This is a genomic window from Streptomyces chryseus, assembly GCF_014650755.1.
GTDB lineage: Bacteria > Actinomycetota > Actinomycetes > Streptomycetales > Streptomycetaceae > Streptomyces > Streptomyces chryseus.
On record NZ_BMVO01000009.1, the window covers coordinates 59,477 to 78,244 of the forward strand.

Annotated in this window: 21 protein-coding genes and 3 tRNA genes; 18 read left to right on the plus strand and 6 right to left on the minus strand. The window is 71.9% G+C overall.

Translation table 11 applies throughout. From position 1 onward, the window contains the following. Positions 1-61: 61 nt before the first annotated feature. From IE185_RS16130 to IE185_RS16185, 12 genes are all read left to right on the plus strand, one after another. Positions 62-454, plus strand: coding sequence for an NADH-quinone oxidoreductase subunit A (locus tag IE185_RS16130; RefSeq protein WP_138903917.1), 393 nt, complete (start codon positions 62-64; stop codon positions 452-454). Beyond that, a complete protein-coding gene (locus tag IE185_RS16135) occupies positions 445-1,032 on the plus strand; it encodes an NADH-quinone oxidoreductase subunit B (protein WP_138899371.1) in 588 nt (195 codons plus the stop codon). Before IE185_RS16130 ends, IE185_RS16135 begins: the two co-directional genes overlap by 10 nt. Next, positions 1,029-2,393, plus strand: a complete 1,365-nt coding sequence (locus tag IE185_RS16140) for an NADH-quinone oxidoreductase subunit C (RefSeq protein WP_189715386.1) — start codon at positions 1,029-1,031, stop codon at positions 2,391-2,393. The genes IE185_RS16135 and IE185_RS16140 overlap by 4 nt, the downstream gene beginning before the upstream one ends. Then, positions 2,390-3,358, plus strand: a complete 969-nt coding sequence (locus tag IE185_RS16145; protein WP_138898520.1) for a complex I subunit 1/NuoH family protein — start codon at positions 2,390-2,392, stop codon at positions 3,356-3,358. Before IE185_RS16140 ends, IE185_RS16145 begins: the two co-directional genes overlap by 4 nt. Then, a complete protein-coding gene (locus IE185_RS16150) occupies positions 3,358-3,957 on the plus strand; it encodes a NuoI/complex I 23 kDa subunit family protein (protein ID WP_138898521.1) in 600 nt (199 codons plus the stop codon). The genes IE185_RS16145 and IE185_RS16150 overlap by 1 nt, the downstream gene beginning before the upstream one ends. Continuing rightward, the gene (locus IE185_RS16155; RefSeq protein WP_138898522.1) at positions 3,954-4,514 is read left to right on the plus strand and encodes an NADH-quinone oxidoreductase subunit J family protein; all 561 of its coding nucleotides are present in this window, start codon (positions 3,954-3,956) and stop codon (positions 4,512-4,514) included. The genes IE185_RS16150 and IE185_RS16155 overlap by 4 nt, the downstream gene beginning before the upstream one ends. After that, complete coding sequence (gene nuoK / locus IE185_RS16160; protein WP_138898523.1) at positions 4,514-4,900, plus strand: NADH-quinone oxidoreductase subunit NuoK; 387 nt, start codon at positions 4,514-4,516, stop codon at positions 4,898-4,900. Before IE185_RS16155 ends, nuoK begins: the two co-directional genes overlap by 1 nt. Further along, a complete protein-coding gene (locus IE185_RS16165) occupies positions 4,897-6,891 on the plus strand; it encodes an NADH-quinone oxidoreductase subunit 5 family protein (RefSeq protein WP_189715388.1) in 1,995 nt (664 codons plus the stop codon). The genes nuoK and IE185_RS16165 overlap by 4 nt, the downstream gene beginning before the upstream one ends. A gap of 27 nt (positions 6,892-6,918) precedes the next feature. Next, the gene (locus IE185_RS16170) at positions 6,919-8,478 is read left to right on the plus strand and encodes an NADH-quinone oxidoreductase subunit M (RefSeq protein WP_138909549.1); all 1,560 of its coding nucleotides are present in this window, start codon (positions 6,919-6,921) and stop codon (positions 8,476-8,478) included. Continuing rightward, entirely contained in the window at positions 8,475-9,983 is a 1,509-nt protein-coding gene (locus IE185_RS16175) for an NADH-quinone oxidoreductase subunit N (protein ID WP_138898887.1), read from the plus strand. The genes IE185_RS16170 and IE185_RS16175 overlap by 4 nt, the downstream gene beginning before the upstream one ends. Before the next feature lie 145 nt (positions 9,984-10,128). After that, positions 10,129-10,992, plus strand: coding sequence for a zinc metalloprotease HtpX (gene htpX, locus IE185_RS16180; protein ID WP_138898886.1), 864 nt, complete (start codon positions 10,129-10,131; stop codon positions 10,990-10,992). After that, positions 10,989-11,381 carry a YccF domain-containing protein gene (locus tag IE185_RS16185; protein WP_138909548.1) on the plus strand — a complete coding sequence of 131 codons (393 nt, stop codon included), beginning with the start codon at positions 10,989-10,991 and terminating at the stop codon, positions 11,379-11,381. Before htpX ends, IE185_RS16185 begins: the two co-directional genes overlap by 4 nt. Before the next feature lie 40 nt (positions 11,382-11,421). Here IE185_RS16185 and IE185_RS16190 read toward each other — a convergent pair whose 3' ends face one another. The 4 genes from IE185_RS16190 to IE185_RS16205 form a co-directional block, all read right to left on the minus strand. Continuing rightward, positions 11,422-12,654, minus strand: coding sequence for an APC family permease (locus tag IE185_RS16190; RefSeq protein WP_189715390.1), 1,233 nt, complete (start codon positions 12,652-12,654; stop codon positions 11,422-11,424). A gap of 149 nt (positions 12,655-12,803) precedes the next feature. Next, entirely contained in the window at positions 12,804-13,490 is a 687-nt protein-coding gene (locus IE185_RS16195) for an alpha-ketoglutarate-dependent dioxygenase AlkB family protein (protein ID WP_189715392.1), read from the minus strand. Further along, the gene (locus tag IE185_RS16200) at positions 13,487-14,041 is read right to left on the minus strand and encodes a methylated-DNA--[protein]-cysteine S-methyltransferase (protein WP_138898159.1); all 555 of its coding nucleotides are present in this window, start codon (positions 14,039-14,041) and stop codon (positions 13,487-13,489) included. The genes IE185_RS16195 and IE185_RS16200 overlap by 4 nt, the downstream gene beginning before the upstream one ends. Before the next feature lie 160 nt (positions 14,042-14,201). After that, positions 14,202-14,690, minus strand: coding sequence for a YajQ family cyclic di-GMP-binding protein (locus IE185_RS16205; protein WP_093799580.1), 489 nt, complete (start codon positions 14,688-14,690; stop codon positions 14,202-14,204). Positions 14,691-14,913: 223 nt separating this feature from the next. Between IE185_RS16205 and IE185_RS16210 the strand changes: the two genes are divergently transcribed. Then, positions 14,914-14,995, plus strand: a tRNA-Tyr gene (locus IE185_RS16210). A 109-nt stretch (positions 14,996-15,104) separates the two neighbouring features. Here the strand turns inward: IE185_RS16210 and IE185_RS16215 are convergent. Together IE185_RS16215 and IE185_RS16220 are read right to left on the minus strand one after the other, a co-directional pair. Next, positions 15,105-15,761, minus strand: a complete 657-nt coding sequence (locus IE185_RS16215) for an SDR family oxidoreductase (protein WP_138898160.1) — start codon at positions 15,759-15,761, stop codon at positions 15,105-15,107. Between the two features lie 66 nt (positions 15,762-15,827). Next, positions 15,828-17,084 carry an amidohydrolase family protein gene (locus IE185_RS16220; protein WP_138898161.1) on the minus strand — a complete coding sequence of 419 codons (1,257 nt, stop codon included), beginning with the start codon at positions 17,082-17,084 and terminating at the stop codon, positions 15,828-15,830. A gap of 212 nt (positions 17,085-17,296) precedes the next feature. Between IE185_RS16220 and IE185_RS16225 the strand changes: the two genes are divergently transcribed. The 5 genes from IE185_RS16225 to IE185_RS16245 all read left to right on the plus strand — a co-directional run bounded on the left by IE185_RS16225 (position 17,297) and on the right by IE185_RS16245 (position 18,719). Then, positions 17,297-17,369 (plus strand) — tRNA-Thr (locus IE185_RS16225). A 49-nt stretch (positions 17,370-17,418) separates the two neighbouring features. Next, positions 17,419-17,491: transfer RNA gene (locus IE185_RS16230), tRNA-Met, on the plus strand. A gap of 88 nt (positions 17,492-17,579) precedes the next feature. Beyond that, a complete protein-coding gene (gene rpmG / locus IE185_RS16235) occupies positions 17,580-17,744 on the plus strand; it encodes a 50S ribosomal protein L33 (protein WP_003956487.1) in 165 nt (54 codons plus the stop codon). Between the two features lie 94 nt (positions 17,745-17,838). Then, on the plus strand, positions 17,839-18,291 hold the full coding sequence (locus IE185_RS16240; RefSeq protein WP_138898162.1) for a MaoC family dehydratase N-terminal domain-containing protein: 453 nt from the start codon (positions 17,839-17,841) through the stop codon (positions 18,289-18,291). Continuing rightward, positions 18,291-18,719: a MaoC family dehydratase gene (locus tag IE185_RS16245; protein ID WP_138898163.1), complete on the plus strand. Its 429-nt coding sequence runs from the start codon at positions 18,291-18,293 to the stop codon at positions 18,717-18,719. Before IE185_RS16240 ends, IE185_RS16245 begins: the two co-directional genes overlap by 1 nt. The last annotated feature ends 49 nt before the right edge of the window (positions 18,720-18,768 follow it).

Genomic DNA, 18,768 nt, shown 5'->3' on the forward strand with positions numbered 1-18,768 from the left:
CGTACAGATCGTCGAACGAGGCCGATGTGGCCGACGCGGCCAGGGAGCGAGAGGGGCGGACGTGCCGGAACCGACGGTTCTCGCGGACGGGTACTTCCAGAGTTACTCGGTCGTCGGACTGCTCGCAGTCGTCGGCGTCCTCTTCGTCGCCGTGGCCTTCGGGGCCGGGCGCCTGCTGCGGCCCGTCGTGCCGACGCCGGAGAAGCTGCTGACGTACGAATGCGGCGTGGATCCGGTCGGAGAGGGCTGGGCACACACGCAGGTCCGCTATTACGTGTACGCCTTCCTGTACGTGATCTTCGCCGTCGACTCCATCTTCCTCTTCCCGTGGGCGACGGTCTTCGCCGCGCCGGAGTACGGCGCGACGACGCTGGTCGAGATGTTCGTCTTCCTCGGCTTCCTGGCCGTGGGACTGCTGTACGCATGGAAGAAGGGCGTCCTCGAATGGACGTGACCCCTGTCGACCTCCCCGAGCCCAAGCGGCTGGGAGCTCTCGCCCGCCTCGCACCCGAGCCGATGAAGGTGGTCCTGAACTGGGGCCGCCGCTACAGCTTGTGGGTCTTCAACTTCGGTCTCGCCTGCTGCGCGATCGAGTTCATCGCCGCGTCCATGGCGCGCCACGACTTCATCCGGCTCGGCGTGATCCCGTTCGCGCCGGGACCGCGCCAGGCCGACCTGATGGTCGTGTCCGGCACGGTGACGGACAAGATGGCCCCGGCCGTCAAACGGCTGTACGAGCAGATGCCCGAGCCGAAGTACGTCATCTCCTTCGGCGCCTGCTCCAACTGCGGCGGGCCCTACTGGGACTCGTACTCCGTCACCAAGGGCGTCGACCAGATCATCCCGGTCGACGTGTACGTACCGGGCTGCCCGCCGCGGCCCGAGGCGCTGCTCCAGGGGATCCTCAAGCTCCAGGAGAAGATCGCCCGCGAGTCGCTGAGCGAGCGCTACGGCCACGCGCGCCCGTCGGCCGCGGCACTGCGCAGCGGCCTCGTCACGCCGCCGCCGACCCCGGGGGAGGCCGCGAAGTGAGCGGGACGACCGACGCCACCGCGTACGACGGCCTGCCCGAGGCCGTCACCGAGATCTTCGGCGAGGAGGCGACCGCCGAGCGCGGCTACGACCTGCTCACCGTCGACGTGCCGACCGGCTCGTGGATCGCGGCGCTGGAGATCGCGCGGGACAAGCTGGGCTGCACGTACTTCGACTGGCTGAGCGCGGTCGACGAGCCGGGCACGGGCTTCCGCGTCTGCGCCCACGTCGTCGCCCTCGAAGGCGGCACGGTCCGGCGCCTCCTGCTGCGTACGACCGTCCCGCACGCGGCGCCCGCCGTGCCCACCGCCGTCGAGGTCTACGCGGGCGCGCAGTGGCACGAGCGCGAGACCCACGAGATGTTCGGCGTCGAGTTCACCGGCCACCCGCACCTGGTGCCGCTCCTCCTGCCCGAGGGCTTCGAGGGCCACCCGCTGCGCAAGGACTTCGTCCTCGCGGCCCGGGTCGCCAAGGCGTGGCCGGGCGCGAAGGAGCCGGGCGAGTCGGACCACGGCGGCCCCAAGCGCCGTCAGATGCTGCCGCCGGGCGTCCCGGACCCGAACGACTGGGGCCCGCAGAAGGACCAGCTCCCGCCGGCCCCGGCCCGCCCCGCCCGCACCCCGCGCGCGGCCGGTGCGGCAGGAGCCGCCGACCGCCCGCCGCGCCGCGCGCGCAGCGTCGCGGAGGGCTCGGCGACCCAGGCCGCGGCGACCACGGCGGCCGAGGCCGCTGCGCCGTCCGCCGAGGCGACCGCCTCGAGGCCGCCGCGTCGTGCGCGCAGCGTGACGGAGGGCTCGGCGAGCCAAGCGGCGGAGGCGGCGACGCCGGCGGCGGAGGCCACGGCCCCGAGGCCGCCGCGTCGTACCCGCAGCGCCTCGGAGGGCTCCGCGAGCCAAGCGGCGGAGGGGGCGACGCCTGCCACCGAGACGCCGGCCGAGCCGGCGGGGTCCGCCGAGGCCGACGCTGCCGAGGTCCGGCCCGCCCCGGCGGCGCCGGCGCGCAGCGCGGACGCGCCCTGGCACCACGCGCGCCCCGCGTTCCAGGACGGGGACGAAGCGGACCGGCCGGAGAAGGCGGCCGCGACCAGAACGGGCGCGTCCGAGGACACGGACACCGACGCGGCGGCGGCTGCCGAGGCGGCGGCCGAAACGCCGCGCGGCGACGCGGGGGCCGCGAAGGAACCGCACGAGGTGCCGGGCAAGGACGCCGCCGGGCGGGACGCGGGCCAGGCCGACGCCGCCCAGGAGCCCGGCCAGGACGCCGCCGGAGCCGTCGGCTCCACCGACGAGAGCGCCACCGATCCCACCGATCCCACCGACACCACCGACACCACCCGCGACCGAGGGAGCGACGACGCGTGAACGACGTACTCGATGTCGCCCTGCGCCTGGTCGTCGTCTTCGCCGTGTTCATGGTCCTGCCGCTCGTCGTGGGCCAGACCGAGCACAAGGTGATGGCCCACATGCAGGGCCGCCTCGGCCCCATGTACGCGGGCGGCTTCCACGGCTGGGCGCAGCTCGTCGCCGACGGCGTGAAGTTCGCGCAGAAGGAAGACATCGTCCCGGCCGACGCCGACCGCCGGATCTTCCAGCTCGCGCCCGCCGTCGCGCTCCTCCCGTACCTCCTCGTGCTCGTCGCGATCCCGATCGGCCCCAGCGAGAGCGCGGTCGGCCAGGTCATCGACGCGGGCATCTTCTTCGTGCTCGCCGTCATGGGCGTGGGCGTGCTCGGCTCGCTGATGGCGGGCTGGGCCTCGGCCAACAAGTTCTCGCTCCTCGGCGGCCTGCGCACCGCGGCCCAGCTCCTCGCGTACGAACTGCCGATGCTGCTCACCGCCGCCTCCGTGGCGATGGCGGCAGGCACCGTCTCGCTGCCCGGCATCCTGAACGCCTTCGAGTGGTGGTGGCTGCCGTGGCAGATCGTCGGCGCGATCGTGTTCTTCGTCGCCGGCCTCGCGGAGCTCCAGCGGCCGCCGTTCGACATGCCGGTGGCCGACTCCGAGATCATCTTCGGCGCGTACACGGAGTACACGGGCCTGCGCTTCGCGCTGTTCCTGCTCGCGGAGTACGCCGGAATCGTCGTCCTGTGCGGCCTGACCACCGTCCTGTTCCTCGGCGGCTGGCACGGCCCGTGGGGCGCGGACGGTCTCGGCTGGGTCTGGACGCTCCTGAAGACGGCGATCCTCGCGTTCGGCGTCATCTGGCTGCGCGTGACCTATCCGCGGCTGCGCGAGGACCAGCTCCAGAAGCTCGCCTGGACCGTACTCATCCCACTCGCTCTCGCGCAGATCGCGCTGACCGGAATCGTGAAGGTGGCGATCCAGTAGTGCCCCCGATCCCCGGCTCCGGCCTCGCCAAGGGCCTGGCCGTCACGCTCCGCACGATGACGAAGAAGACCGTCACCGCGCAGTACCCGGACGTCCAGCCCGAACTCCCGCCCCGCACGCGCGGCGTGATCGGGCTGTTCGAGGAGAACTGCACGGTCTGCATGCTCTGCGCGCGCGAGTGCCCCGACTGGTGCATCTACATCGACTCGCACAAGGAGACGGTCCCGGCCGCCGTCGAGGGCGGCCGCGAGCGCAGCCGCAACGTCCTCGACCGCTTCGCGATCGACTTCTCGCTCTGCATGTACTGCGGTATCTGCATCGAGGTGTGCCCGTTCGACGCGCTCTTCTGGTCACCGGAGTTCGAGTACGCCGAGACCGACATCCACGAACTCACGCACGAGCGGGACAAGCTCCGTGAGTGGATGTGGACCGTACCCGAGCCGCCCGCGCTGGACCCGGGCGCCGAGGAGCCGAAGGAGATCGCGGCGGCCCGCAAGGCAGCCGAAAAGCTCGCCGCGGCCCAGGAGCAGGCAGCAGCGCAAGCGCCGGCGGCACCGGAGCAGCCCGCCCGGCAGGAAGACGAGGGGCCCACCGAATGAGCCACCTCGCCGCAGCCGCCGAGCAGGGATTCCTCTCCCCGACCGGCGTCGAGATCGCCTTCCTCCTCGTCGGCATCGCCACCCTCGGCGCGGCCGTCGTCACCGTCACGACCAAGCAGCTGGTGCACGCCGCCCTGTGGCTGGTCGTCGCGCTCGGCGGCCTGGCCGTCGAGTACCTCCTGCTGACGGCCGAGTTCATCGCCTGGGTGCAGGTCCTGATCTACGTCGGCTCCGTCGTGGTGCTCCTCCTCTTCGGCCTGATGCTCACCAAGGCCCCCATCGGCCGCTCCCCGGACGCCGACTCGGGCAACCGGTGGGCCGCCCTCACGGTGGCCGTCGCCGCGGCCGCCGCACTCGTCTGGGTGGTCGTGGACGCGTTCCGCACGCAGTGGATCGACCTGGACGGACCGGCCCAGGGGTCGACCAGGGTTACCGGCGAGTTCCTCTTCCAGCACTGGGTGCTGCCCTTCGAGGCGCTCTCGGTCCTGCTGCTCGCCGCCCTGGTCGGCGCGATCGTCCTCTCCCGCAAGAGCGACAACGACAAGGAGCAGCGCTGATGCACCTCGCCTATCCCGCCGTGCTCGCCGCCCTCCTCTTCTGCACCGGGCTGTACGGGGTGCTCGCACGCCGCAACGCGATCCTGGTCCTGATGTCCGTCGAGCTGATGCTCAACGCCGTCAACCTCAACCTGGTCGCCTTCGACGTCTGGCTCCGCGACACCCTCCACGCCGGCCAGGCACTGACCCTCTTCACCATCGCCATCGCCGCGGCGGAGATCGGCATCGGCCTGTCCATCGTCCTGATGGTCTACCGCAACCGCGGCACCTCGGACGTCGACAAGCTGCGCGACACCGCCGAAGGCCCGGCAGCCGACGACGAGGCTTCCGCCATGGCAGACAAGGCCGCACAAGAGGCCGCACAGAAGGCTGAGGCCGCCGCGTGACGACCACGACCCTCGCCGTCCTCGTTCCCCTCCTTCCCTTCCTCGGCGCCGTGGCCGGGCTGCTGCTCGGCCGCACCGCGCCCGGCTTCGTCCGACCCCTCGCCGTACTGCCGGCCCTCGCCGCCGCCGTGCTGGCCGTGATCGTCGCCGTACGCCAGGGCGGCGGCCGGGCGATCGACGCCTCGACGCAGTTGACGCCCACCGGCTCGGTCCCCATCGACCTCGCCCTGCACCTCGACGGCTTCGCGGCCCTCGTCGCCGTCCTGGTCGGGGTCGTCGCGACCTGCGTGCAGCTCTACTCGACGGGCTACCTGCGCGACGACCCGCGCTACCCGTCCTACGCCGCCCTCGTCTCCCTCTTCACCTCCGCGATGCTGCTCGTCGTCTACTCCGGCGACCTGATGGTGCTGCTGGTCGGCTGGGAGATCATGGGCATCTGCTCGTACTTCCTCGTCGGCCACTACTGGGAGACGCCCGAAGCCCGCGCCGCCTCCCTCAAGGCGTTCCTGGTCACCAAGCTCGGCGACGTCCCCTTCCTCTTCGGCCTCTTCGCACTCGCCACCGACGCCGGTACGTTCCGGATCACCGGCATCCTCCGCGCCGTGGGCAGCGGCGGGCTCGACCACCCGACGCTCATCGCGCTGCTGCTCCTCGCCGGTGTGGCGGGCAAGTCGGCCCAGTTCCCGCTGCACACCTGGCTGCCCGACGCGATGGCGGGCCCCACGCCCGTCTCCGCGCTGATCCACGCCGCGACGATGGTCGCCGCCGGTGTGTACTTCGTGGCCCGTCTCCTTCCCGTCTTCGCCGCCTCCGCCGCCGCCCTGACCGTCCTCGCCGTGATGGCCGCGGTCACGATGGTCGGCTCCGCCCTCGCCGCCCTCGCCCAGGACGACATCAAACGCGTCCTCGCGTACTCGACCATCGGCCAGCTCGGCTACATGACCGGCGCCCTGGCCGTCGGCGACCGGGGCGCCGCCGTCTTCCACCTCATCTCCCACGGCGCGTTCAAGGCGCTCCTCTTCCTCGGCGCCGGCGTGATCATCCACGCCGCCGGCACCAACTCCCTGGCCGCCATGTCCCGCATGAGCGGCCTGCCCAAGCGCATCCCCGACGCCTACTGGACGATGACGATCGCCCTGTTCGCCCTCGCGGCGATCCCGCCGTTCGCCGGCTTCTTCTCCAAGGAAGCCGTCCTCGTCGCCGCCGAGCACGCCTCGCTCGGCGACACCACCGGCGTCCCCTCCGGTGCGGGCTGGACCGTGCTCGTCGCGGGCCTGCTCACCGCCCTCCTCACGGCGGCGTACGCCACCCGCCTGTGGCTGCTGGCCTTCCGCGGCCGCGGCCCCGCCGTCCCCGATCACGGCAGGCAGCCCCTCGTCATGAACGGCGTCCTGTGGGTCCTCGCCGTCCCCTCGCTCGCCTTCGGCCTCGCCGTCACCTACCTCGACGACTGGTTCGACGGCCACGCCCTCACCCCGACCGTCACCACGGCGGTCCTCGGCACCGGCGTCGCCCTCGTCGGCGGACTGGTCACGTACGGCGCCTGGCGCCACACCACGGCCATGGCCGCCCGCCCCCCGATCGGCGCCGTGGCCGCCCACCCCGAGGACAGCCCGGCGGTCTCCGAGGCGGAAGCCATCGCCACCCACACCCCCGCCTACGGCGACATCGCGTCGGCCCCCGATCCCGCCGACCCCGGCCGGCTCCTGCTGGGCCCCCTGCACCGGCACGCCGCCGTCGGATTCCACCTCGACGCCGTCTACCACGCCCTCTTCGTACGGCCCGTCCTGGCGGGCGCCGAACTGGTCCGCTTCCTGGACCGCGAGGTCGTCGAGACGTACGTACGCGGTGCGGGCGCCGTCCCCCGCCTCCTCGGCGCGGGCGTCCGCCGAGCCCAGACCGGCAATGTGCAGACCTACCTCAGCGCGCTGCTCGCCGGTTCCGTCGTCCTGGCGATCGCCGCCGTCATCGTCGCCGCCGTCGGAGCGTGAGCCGTGATCGATATCAGCCCGTCCGTGATGCAGTTCCTCCTGGCGTTCGTCGTCGTCGCCCCGCTGCTTGGCGCGGTCGCGGCCCTTCTCCCGGCCCCGCCCGGACTGAAGGGCAGGAACCCGGACCAGGCCGTGCTCCGCCACGGCGTGACCGTGACCGGCGCGATCCTCGTCGCCGCCCTCGCGCTCACGCTCGGCTTCGACCACGACCACCCGTCGAAGATGCAGGCCACGACCGACATCAGCTGGATCCCGGCGCTCGACGTCAGGATCCACCTCGGCATCGACGGCATCTCGCTCCCCCTCCTCGTGCTGACCGCGCTGCTGACCTTCCTCTGCGCGCTCTACAGCTACTTCAAGATGCCCGCGGGCCCCTCCCCGAAGGCATTCGTCGCGCTCCTCCTCGTCCTGGAGTCCGGCACCCTCGCGACCTTCGCCGTCCTCGATCTCCTGCTGTTCTTCCTGGCGTTCGAGATGGTCCTCATCCCGATGTACTTCCTCATCGCCCGCTGGGGCGGCGCCGAACGCCGTGCCGCCGCCTGGAAGTTCATCCTCTACACGCTGCTCGGCTCCGTCGTCATGCTGCTCGGTCTCCTCCTCGTCGGACTGAAGGCGGGCACGTTCGACATGGTGGCACTCGCCACTGACAACGGCCGCGGGCTGACCACATCGGTGCAGGTCACCGCCGTTCTGGCGATCGGTGTCGGCCTCGCCGTCAAGACCCCGATGTGGCCCCTGCACAGCTGGCTCCCCGACGCCCACACCGCCGCCCCCACCGTCGGCTCGGTCCTCCTCGCCGGCGTCCTGCTGAAGATGGGCACGTACGGATTCGTCCGCATCGCCCTGCCCGTCGCCCCCGACGGCATGCGCACCCTCGCCCCGTACCTGGCCGCCTTCGCGGTCGTCGGCATCATCTACGGATCCCTCGCCTGCCTCGCCCTGGCACGCAAGGGCGCCAAGGGCGACCTCAAGCGCCTGATCGCGTACTCCTCCGTCGGCCACATGGGCTTCGTGCTGCTCGGCATCGCCTCCATGACCCCCACCGGAGTCAACGGCGCGCTCTTCGCCAACATCGCCCACGGCCTGATCACCGGCCTCCTCTTCTTCCTGGTCGGCGCCCTCAAGGACCGCTTCGGCACGGCCGACCTCGACACCCTCGCCGGCGCCACCGGAGCGGCCCTCTACGGCCGCGCCCCCCGCCTCGGCGGACTCCTCGCCTTCGGCGCGGTCGCCTCCCTCGGCCTCCCGGGCCTCGCCGGATTCTGGGGCGAGATGCTCACCATGTTCGGCGCCTTCGACCCCGCCGAGGGCCTCAGCCGCCCGGCGTTCCTCACCTTCATGGCGATCGCCGGCGTGGGCACCCTGCTCACCGCCGCGTACCTGCTCGTCGTCGTACGCCGGGTCTGCATGGGCGTCCCGCAGCGGCAAGCACCCGAGCAGGCGACGATCGCCGACGTCCAGGGGTACGAGTTCGCCGCCTGGACCCCGCTCGTCGCCCTCACCGTCCTCGCCGGACTCTGGCCCGCGGTCCTCCTCGGCCTCACCGACCCGGCCGTGCAGAAGCTCCTCGCAGGAGGCAAGTCGTGACCGTGGCCGCCGAAAGCGCCAGCCTCGTCCAGTCCGTCGACTGGACGGCGATCGCCCCGCCGACGATCACCGCGGTCGTGGGCCTGATCGTCCTGGTCGCGGACCTCTTCGTACCCGAGGGCAAGAAGGCGCTCCTGGGCCGGCTCTCCATCGCCGGCCTGGCCGTCGCGCTCGTCTCCCTCCTGCCTCTCCGCGCGGGCGACCGCTCCACCTTCTGCCTGACCTCCGACACCGAGGTCTGCAGCTACACGGCCGACCAGTTCACCGTGGTCATCCAGCTCCTGGTCCTCGGCGGCGCGCTGCTCACCGCGCTCCTGTCCGTCACCGAGACGGCGCGCGACAAGCTCCCCGCGGGCGAGTTCTGGTTCCTCCTGATGTCCTCCGCGGCCGGAGCGGCCCTGCTGCCCGCCTCCCGCGACCTCGCCACCCTCGTCGTCGCCCTCGAAGTGGCGTCACTTCCGGCCTTCGCCCTGGTCGGTATGAAGCGCGGCGACCGCCTCTCCTCCGAGGCGGCCCTGAAGTTCTTCCTCTCCTCCGTCACGGCCACCGCCGTGATGCTGCTCGGCGTCAGCTTCGTCTACGCGACGACCGGCACCCTGCACCTCACGGAGATCGCCGTACGCCTGGACGACGTACCGGCGCAGCTCGACACCCTCGCCAAGGCGGGCGTCGCACTGACCCTCGTCGGCTTCGCCTTCAAGACGGCGGCGGTGCCCTTCCACTTCTGGGTCCCGGACACCTACGTGGGTGCCCCCCTCCCGGTGGCCGCCTACCTCTCCGTGATCGGCAAGGCGGTCGGCTTCACGGGCCTCATCCTGGTCACCGTCGTCGCCTTCCCGTCGTACGCCGACGTCTGGGGCCCGGCCCTCGCCGTGCTCGCGGCGCTCACCATGACGGTGGGCAACGTGGCCGCCCTGCGCCAGTCCGCCACGCGCGCGTACAGCGCCGTCCGCCTGCTCGCCTGGTCCTCCGTCGGCCAGGCCGGCTACCTCCTGGTCCCGATCGCGGCAGCGGCGTACTCCAGCGACGACCAGATCGGCTCCACCGTCGCGTACGCCCTGATGTACGCCGTCGTGAACCTCGGCGCCTTCGCGGTCGCCGCGCTCGTCGCCCGTACGCACCCGCTCAACCGGATCGCCGACTACCGCGGCCTCTACGCGACCCGCCCCCTCGCCGCCCTCGCGCTCGGCTTCTTCCTCCTGTGCCTCGCGGGCCTGCCGCCCGGCATCATCGGCCTCTTCGCGAAAGTCACGGTCTTCTCCGCGGCGGTCGACGCGGGACTCGGCTGGCTGGCGGTCGTCATGGCGGTGAACGTGGTGATCGCCCTCTACTACTACCTCCAGTGGACGGCGGTCCTCTTCCGCGCCCCCGAGGGCGAGCCGGCGAAGCACGCGGTCCCCGTACCGGTCACCGTCGCCATCGTCCTCACCGCCGTCCTGGGCGTCGCCCTGTCCGGCGTACCGCAGACGGTCCTGCGCTTCGCGACGGGCAGCCTCTTTCAGTAAGCACGTATGGCCCAACGGACGGCCCCGGTGGCACAAGGGAACTAGCCCCCCTCGCTTGGCGTTGACCAGGAAGGGAGGGTCCACTGGATGTGGAAGCACCCCCAGAGCAAGGGGTTCCCCCGCCGCACCATTTGGAGGGCGCACCGTGCACCGCCGGCACAACGGGCTGAGGACCGCCGTACTCCTCGGGGGACTGTCAGCACTCATCATCGTCATCGGCAGCTTCTTCGGCCGGACGGGCCTGATCGTCGCGGTTCTCGTCGCCCTCGGCACCAACGCCTACGCGTACTGGAACAGCGACAAGCTGGCCCTGCGGGCCATGCGCGCCCGCCCCGTGAGCGAGTTCGAGGCGCCACAGCTGTACCGGATGGTCCGCGAACTCTCCACCCAGGCGCGCCAGCCGATGCCCCGGCTCTACATCTCACCGACCCAGGCGCCCAACGCCTTCGCGACCGGGCGCAACCCGCGCAGCGCCGCCGTCTGCTGCACCGAGGGCATCCTCAGGCTTCTCGACGAGCGGGAACTGCGCGGCGTCATCGGCCACGAACTCAGTCACGTCTACAACCGGGACATCCTGATCAGCTCGGTCGCCGGCGCCCTGGCCTCAGTGATCATGTTCCTGGTGAACTTCGCCTGGCTGATCCCCGTCGGCCGCTCCGACGACGACGACGGCCCCGGACTCCTCGGGATGCTGCTGATCATGATCCTCGGCCCCCTCGCCGCCGCCGTCATCCAGCTGGCCGTGAGCCGCTCCCGCGAGTACCAGGCGGACGCCTCCGGCGCCCAGCTCACCGGCGACCCGCTGGCCCTGGCCGACGCCCTGCGCAAACTCGACGCCGGCACGAAGCAGCTGCCCCTGCCGGCCGAGCCGCGCATCGAGACCGCGAGCCACATGATGATCGCGAACCCGTTCCGCCCCGGGCAGGGGGCCGCGAAGCTGTTCTCCACCCACCCGCCCATGGCGGAACGCATCGCCCGACTCGAGCAGATGGCAGGTCACCGCCCATGAAGACAATCCTGAACGTCATATGGCTGGTACTGAGCGGCTTCTGGCTCTTCCTCGGTTACCTCCTGGCCGGCGTGCTCCTGTGCGTCACCGTCATCGGCATCCCCTTCGGCCTGGCGTCCTTCCGCATCGGCCTGTACGCCCTCTGGCCCTTCGGCTACACCACGACGGAGCGCCGCGACGCGGGGTCGCCCTCCGTCGTCGGCAACGTGCTGTGGCTGGTGCTCGCGGGCTGGTGGCTGGCGCTGAGCCACATCGTCACGGGCATCGCCATGTGCGTCACCATCATCGGGATCCCGTTCGGCATAGCGAACTTCAAGCTCATCCCCGTCTCGCTGCTCCCCCTGGGCCGCGAAATCGTCCCTACGGACGCCCCCTTCGCAAGCCGCTAGCCCAACGCCCCGCGGTGCCCCGAGGGTGCGCTGCGGGGCGTCACCGGCTCCCCGCCCGCCTCCGCCACCCGTACGCCGCCGCCCCCAGGGCCAGCACCCCCGCGCCCGCCGCCACCGAGGCCACCGGCAGCGCGAACGCCAGGCCGACGCAGCCCACGAACCCGACCACGGCCGATGCCCGTCCACGCCCCCCGAGCGTCCAGGCGGACGCGTTCGCCACGGCGTAGTAGGCCAGCACCCCGAACGACGAGAACCCGATGGCCCCCCGCACATCACCCAACGCGGCCACCACGGCGACCACCGCCCCCACCGCCAACTCCGCCCGGTGCGGCACCTGGAAGCGCGGATGCACGGCCGCCAGCTTCCTCGGCAGATGCCCGTCCCGCGCCATCGCCAGCGTCGTGCGCGACACCCCGAGAATCAGCGCCAGCAACGACCCGAGCGCCGCCACCGCGGCCCCGGCCCGCACGGCGGGCGCCAGCTCACCCGCCCCCGCCGCCCACACGGCGTCCGCCAACGGCGCGGGAGAGGAGGCCAGTTCGGCGGCCCCCAGCACCGACAGCACCGCGACCGCCACGCACGCGTACACCACCAGCGCGATCCCCAGCGCCAGCGGAATCGCGCGCGGGATCGTACGGGCGGGATCGCGCACCTCCTCGCCCAGCGTCGCGATCCGCGCGTACCCGGCGAACGCGAAGAACAGCAGCCCCGCCGCCTGCAGCACCCCACCGGCCGAACCACCGGACCCGGTCCCGGACCCGACCGACGGACCCGCCGCTCCCAGGCACACCACCACGACGCCCACCAGAACCGCCAGCACCACGCCCACGATCGCCCGCGTGAGCCAGGCCGACTTCTGCACGCCCGCGTAGTTCACGGCCGTCAGCAGCACCACCGCGCCGACGGCCACGGCGTGCCCCTGCTCCGGCCACAGGTACGTTCCGACGGTCAGCGCCATGGCGGCGCACGAGGCGGTCTTCCCCACCACGAAACCCCAGCCGGCCAGATATCCCCAGAAGGTCCCCAGCCGCTCCCGCCCGTACACGTACGTCCCGCCAGAGGCCGGATAGAGCGCCGCCAGCCGCGCGGAAGCCGTCGCGTTGCAGTACGCCACCACAGCGGCCAGCGCCAGCCCCACCAGCAACAGCGTCCCGGAACCGGCCGCCCGTGCCGCCGGCGCGAGCGCGACGAAGATCCCGGCCCCGATCATCGCCCCGAGCCCGATCACCACCGCGTCGAAGACCCCGAGCGTGCGCCTCAGTTCCCGTGTCATGCGCCGCACCCTACTGAGCCGCCCGCCATCCCCCACCCGAGCCCAGCCATCCCCACCCGAGCCCTGCCATCCCCACCCGAGTCCAGCCGTGCCCCCACCCGACGAGCCCTGCCACCAGCCGCCCACCCGGGCTCGCCCCGCCCCGCCGCCTACCCGAGCCCCGTCTCCCGCAGCGTGATGTTCAGCCGCCCGCCGGACATCCCGCAGCCCGGGTCCCCGGTCCCCGGCCGCACCTTCGGCACCCCGTGGTACGCGAAGCGCGAAGGACCCCCGAAGACGAAGAGATCTCCGGACGCCAACTCGACATCGGTGTACGGCCGCCCGCGCCCCTGCGTGTTGCCGAACCGGAAGACGCACGCGTCCCCGATGCTCAGCGACACCACGGGAGCCCCGGACCGCTCGTCCTTGTCCTGGTGCATGCCCATCGTCGCGTCGCCGTCGTAGAAGTTGACCAGCGCCGTGTCGGGGGAGTACGCCGCGGACGCCGGCAGTCCCTCGACCCCCGGCCCCGGACCGCCGCCACTCCCGTACGCGTCCTCCACCGCCCGCCGCCCCAGCCCCACCAGCCACTCGGGGAACTCAGCGACCCGCGCCCCGTTCACGTCGTCCGCCGTACGCGTGTACCGGTACGGCTGCCAGTGCCAGCCCACGCACACCGTCCGCACCGACATGACCCCGCCGTTGGGCAGCCGCGTACGGCGGATCGGCACCGGACCCCGCGCCCACTCGCGGCACGCCGCCACGAGCTCCCGCTGCTCCTCGACCGACAGCCAGCCGGGCACATGGACGGCCCCCGGCGCGATCAGCGCCCGCTCCCGGGGAAAGAGCCCGCTCACGCCGACGCTCCGACTCCTCCGTGGGCCGGTCCCCGGGCCGCCAGGCCCTCGGTCTCCAGATCCAGCAGCAGCCGCTTGCGCTCCAGCCCGCCCGCGTACCCGGTCAGCGAGCCGTCCGCCCCGATCACCCGGTGGCACGGGCGCACGACGAGCAGCGGATTGCGCCCGATCGCCGTCCCCAGCGCCCGCACGCCGGCCCGCGAGACGCCGATCCGCTCGGCGAGTCGCCCGTACGACGTCGTGGTGCCGTACGGAACGCTCTCCAGCGCGTCCCACACCCGCCGCTGGAACTCCGTACCGGCCCCGGCGGCGTACTCCACGTCGAACCGCGTCAGCGTCCCGCCGAAGTACGCCCGTACCTGCCGGGCGATCTCCTCGAAGGCCCCGGGGTCCCGCCGCCATCCGCCCGGTACGTCGTCGAGGGCGACCCCGCCCCTCTGCCCCGGCACGGACAGCGAGGCCAGCGCGGTACCGCCGGTGGCGGTCGCGGACACCTCGCCGACCAGCAGCAACTCGCCGAGCGGGCTGTCCATGGTCGCGTAGAGCGTCATGGCTTCCTTCCCTTCGCCGTACATCCCGTCACCACGAGTCTGCGCCGCCGCGCCCGTCCGGACTGGCGGGATCCGGACATCGCGACGGGGGTGGAGCCGGCCTAGCCGCCTCCACCCCCGTTCCGACACGCGTCACCGTCGCGGCGGCCGGCGGCCGCGGTCAGCGGTAGTTCACGAACTGCAGCGCGAAGTCGAAGTCCTTGCCCTTCAGCAGCGCCTGCACGGCCTGGAGGTCGTCACGGCTCTTCGAGCTGACCCGCAGTTCGTCGCCCTGAACCTGCGCCTTGACGCCCTTGGGGCCCTCGTCGCGGATGATCTTCGCCACCTTCTTGGCGTTGTCCTGGGAGATGCCCTCCTCGATGGACGCGAAGATCTTGTACTCCTTGCCGGAGAGCTGCGGCTCGCCGGCGTCCAGCACCTTGAGCGAGATCCCGCGCTTGACCAGCTTGGTCTCGAAGACGTCGAGGATCGCCTTGACCCGCTCCTCCGAGCTGGCCTGCATCAGGATCTTCTCGCCGGACCAATCGATCGAGGCGCCGACGTTCTTGAAGTCGTAGCGCTGCGAGATCTCCTTCGCGGCCTGGTTGAGGGCGTTGTCGACCTCCTGCCGCTCGACCTTCGAGACGATGTCGAAACTGGAGTCGGCCATGTCCTGTGGCTCCTTGTGCTCGGGGGACGGGATACCGGTACGGGGTGCCGCACGGGGCGGGCGCGCGGCCGGGCACCCCGGGCCGCTGCGGTAAAGCCTAGCCACCCGCACCCGCCCCGAGGGCTGATCAATCCGGTGGCGGAGCACCCCTGGGCATCAGGTATCGTTTACGTCGTTGCCACGGAACAAGCGCCCAGGCGGTCGTACCGGAGCGACATCCCATGGCGGTGTGCCCGAGTGGCCAATGGGAGCGGACTGTAAATCCGCCGGCTTAGCCTTCCCAGGTTCGAATCCTGGCGCCGCCACAGGTGGGGAAACCCCTTCCGGACTGCTGAGAAGCAGACCGGAAGGGGTTTTCTCGTTGCCACGGCGTCGGGTGCCGCGCCGACAGGGCGTCGACGCGGCCCGGCCGGCTCAGTTCCCGGCGACGTCCTTCACCGCGACCGTGACCGGCACCGATCCGCTGATCAGCTCCAGAGTGAGCCCGGCGGTCGACGGGGTCTCCAGCAGCTCCGCCAGGACGGCCGCCACGTCGTCGCGCGGCACCGGACCGTGCCCCGTGGAGGCCCCGAGCGACACGAGGCCCGTGCCCGCGTCGTTCGTCAGGCTGCCCGGCCGCAGGATCGTCCAGTCCAGGCCCGCCCGTGACCGTACGTCCGCGTCGGCCGCGCCCTTGGCGCGCAGGTACGCGTCGAAGACCTCGTCGCCGGCCCGCTGCTCGTCGGCGCCCATCGACGACACCACGAGGTAGCGGCGTACGCCCGACCGCTCCGCCGCGTCGGCGAAGAGCACGGCCGCGCCCCGGTCCACCGTGTCCTTGCGCTCGATGCCGCTGCCGGGCCCCGCGCCCGCCGCGAAGACGGCGGCGTCGGCGCCCTCCAGGACTTCGGCGACCTCCTCGACGGTGGCCGATTCCAGGTCCAGGACGACCGGTTCGGCGCCGACCGCCCGCAGATCCTCACTCTGCTTCACGTCGCGGACGACGCCCGCGACCTCGTACCCGCGCGCGGCGAGCAACCGCTCCAGCCGCATCGCGATCTGTCCATGTCCACCAGCGATGACAATGCGCATGCTTCCGACCGTACGCGTCCCGGCGCGCTCGTGCTCAGGGCCGGGCCGCACGGGCCTGATACGGACTCAGCCCCGGCCCTGACGCGGCAGATCGAGCGCGACGGCGGCCGCCGAGTCGCAGTACTCGCGAACCGCGCTCGTGCGGGCCACGACCCGCCCGCGGTGGATGACGACACGGCTGTACGCCAGGGACAGCACGCCCGCGATCCGGTCGCCGCGCACGGCGACCAGTTCGGCCGGAAACCCCGCCTCCACCCGTACCTCGGGCAGCCCCATCGCCTCCCGCGCCGCCGCGCTCACCGCGCCGTACGCGTCGGCGGCCCGCATGCCGCCCTGCGACGCCAGCAGATAGGCCGCCTCCAGCGGATCGCCCCGCCCCACCGGATTCGCCACGTCCCGCAGCGCCCCGCTGCCCGCCGCGACCCGCACCCCGGCGGCCCGCAGCAGCCGTACGGGAGCCGGGGCGCCACCCCGGCGCTCCACCCCGGAGCAGTCGCCCTGCGGCAGGCACACCACGGTCACCCCGGCGGCGGCCAGTTGTCCGGCGGCGCGTGTCGCGGCGTCCAGGGGGAGCCGGGAGAGCCCGGCGCACGGACCGATGGTCACCCCGGGCCGCAGCCCGCCGACCATCGCCGCGAGCCGCGCGAGCCGCGCCGGATCGTCACCCTCCGTGTGGAGGTCCACGGGACAGCCGTGCTCGGCGGCGATCTCCAGGACGGCCTCGGTGTAGCCGGCGGGGTCGGGGTCGAGATCCGGACAGCCGCCCACCACACCGGCGCCCATCTTCACGGCGTCCCGCAGCATCGCGAGGCCGTCCGCGCCCGCCAGCCCCGTCAGCAGGCGGGGAACGGCCACGGCGGTCAGGTCGGCGAGCCCGCGCAGCGACCGCCGGGCCTGGAGCACCGCCTCCATGCCCCGGATCCCCTGCACGTCCCCGATCCGCACATGCGTACGCACAGCCGTGGCCCCGTGCCCCAGCTGCAGCAGCACCGCCTCGGTGGCACGCCGCTGGACGTCCTCGGTGCCGTACGACACGGGACCGGCGTCGGCGGTATGGGCCGTGTCGCTGTGGGCGTGCGGCTCGGCGGGCGCCGGCAGCAGCAGATGGCCGCCGAGATCCACGCGCGCGCCCACCGCGGGCAGGCTGCCCGCCGTCCCCACCGCCTCGATGCGGCCGCCGCTGAGCCGCACGTCCACGGTGCGGCCGTCGGTGAGACGAGCCGCGCACAGCAGGAGCGTGTTGCTGTCGGTGCTGGGCAAGCCGTCACTGTTCCCAGGGTTGCCGCCGGGCGATCGGGGCGGCTGCGGCTGGCTGTCGGACATCGGGCTCCTGGTGGGGCTCTGGCGTGCAAGATCAAGATCACGCAGCGTGAGTCGAGCCTAGGGGCCCGCAAACCAGCCTTCGAGGAGGAGCGGAAAAGTCGTACCGGTGTGGGGCACGAGTGGCGTACGGGACCGCTGTGATGGGCACGCGCGGAGGTGCGGGAAACGGATTTGGGCGATCGGCGGGCGACCGTGTAATGTCTTCATCGCTCGCCCCAATAGCTCAGTCGGTAGAGCGTCTCCATGGTAAGGAGAAGGTCTACGGTTCGATTCCGTATTGGGGCTCTGGTGATCGGTGATCCCCCGCTTTCGGGCGGGGGGATCCGGCCATCAAAGCGGTGTAGCTCAGTCGGTAGAGCAAGCGGCTCATAATCGCTGTGTCACCGGTTCAAGTCCGGTCACCGCTACACACGGTAGCCGATTGTGGGGTCGGTCCTTCGATCGGCTACTCTTTTATGCGTTCATCCGTCAACCGTCCGTCCAAGGAGCACTCACGTGGCTGCCACCGACGTCCGCCCGAAGATCACGCTGGCCTGCGTGGAGTGCAAGGAGCGGAACTACATCACCAAGAAGAACCGGCGTAACAACCCGGACCGTCTTGAGATGAAGAAGCACTGCCCGCGCTGCAACTCGCACACTGCGCACCGCGAAACCCGCTAAACACAGGCTCGTACGCGAGGCCGTCCCCACTTCGGGGGCGGCCTCGCGTCGTTTGGTATCAGTCGATTCATCAGGCATCAGGAGGTACGAGTCCATGGCGCTCGACCAGTCCTTCGTGGGGCGGGCCTATCCGCCCACCGCACCGTACGAGGTCGGCCGGGAGAAGATCCGGGAGTTCGCCGAGGCAGTGGGCGACACCAATCCCGCGTACACCGACCCGGAAGCCGCCAAGGCGCTCGGTCACCCCGATGTGATCGCACCGCCGACCTTCGTCTTCTCCATCACCTTCAAGGCGGCGGGGCAGGTCGTCGAGGACCCGCAGCTCGGACTCGACTACAGCCGCGTGGTCCACGGCGACCAGAAGTTCGCGTACAACCGCCCGGTGCGCGCGGGGGACCGGCTGTCGGTCACCTCGACCATAGAGGCGGTCAAGTCGATGGCCGGCAACGACATCCTGGACATCCGCGGTGACGTCCACGACGAGTCCGGCGAGCATGTCGTGACGGCGTGGACGAAGCTCGTCGCGCGCGCGGCCCAGGAGGCGTGATGGCGGCGAAGATCTCTTACGCGGACGTCGAGGTCGGCACCGAGCTGCCGGCGCGGTCCTTCCCCGTGACCCGCGCCGCGCTCGTGCGGTACGCGGGCGCCTCGGGCGACTTCAACCCGATCCACTGGAACGAGAAGTTCGCCACCGAGGTCGGGCTGCCGAACGTGATCGCGCACGGCATGTTCACCATGGCCGAGGCGATCCGGGTGGTCACCGACTGGGTCGGCGACCCGGCCGCCGTCGTCGAGTACGGCGTGCGCTTCACGAAGCCGGTCGTCGTGCCGAACGACGACGAGGGCGCGCTGATCGAGGTCTCCGCCAAGATCGGCGCGGTGCTGGACGACAACAAGGTCCGCGTGGACCTGACGGCGATGAGCGCCGGACAGAAGGTCCTGGGCATGTCCCGCGCCGTGGTCCGGCTCGCCTGACGCCGACGGGGCGCCTCTGCCGGTCGGAGGCGCCCCGTACGCTTGTCCC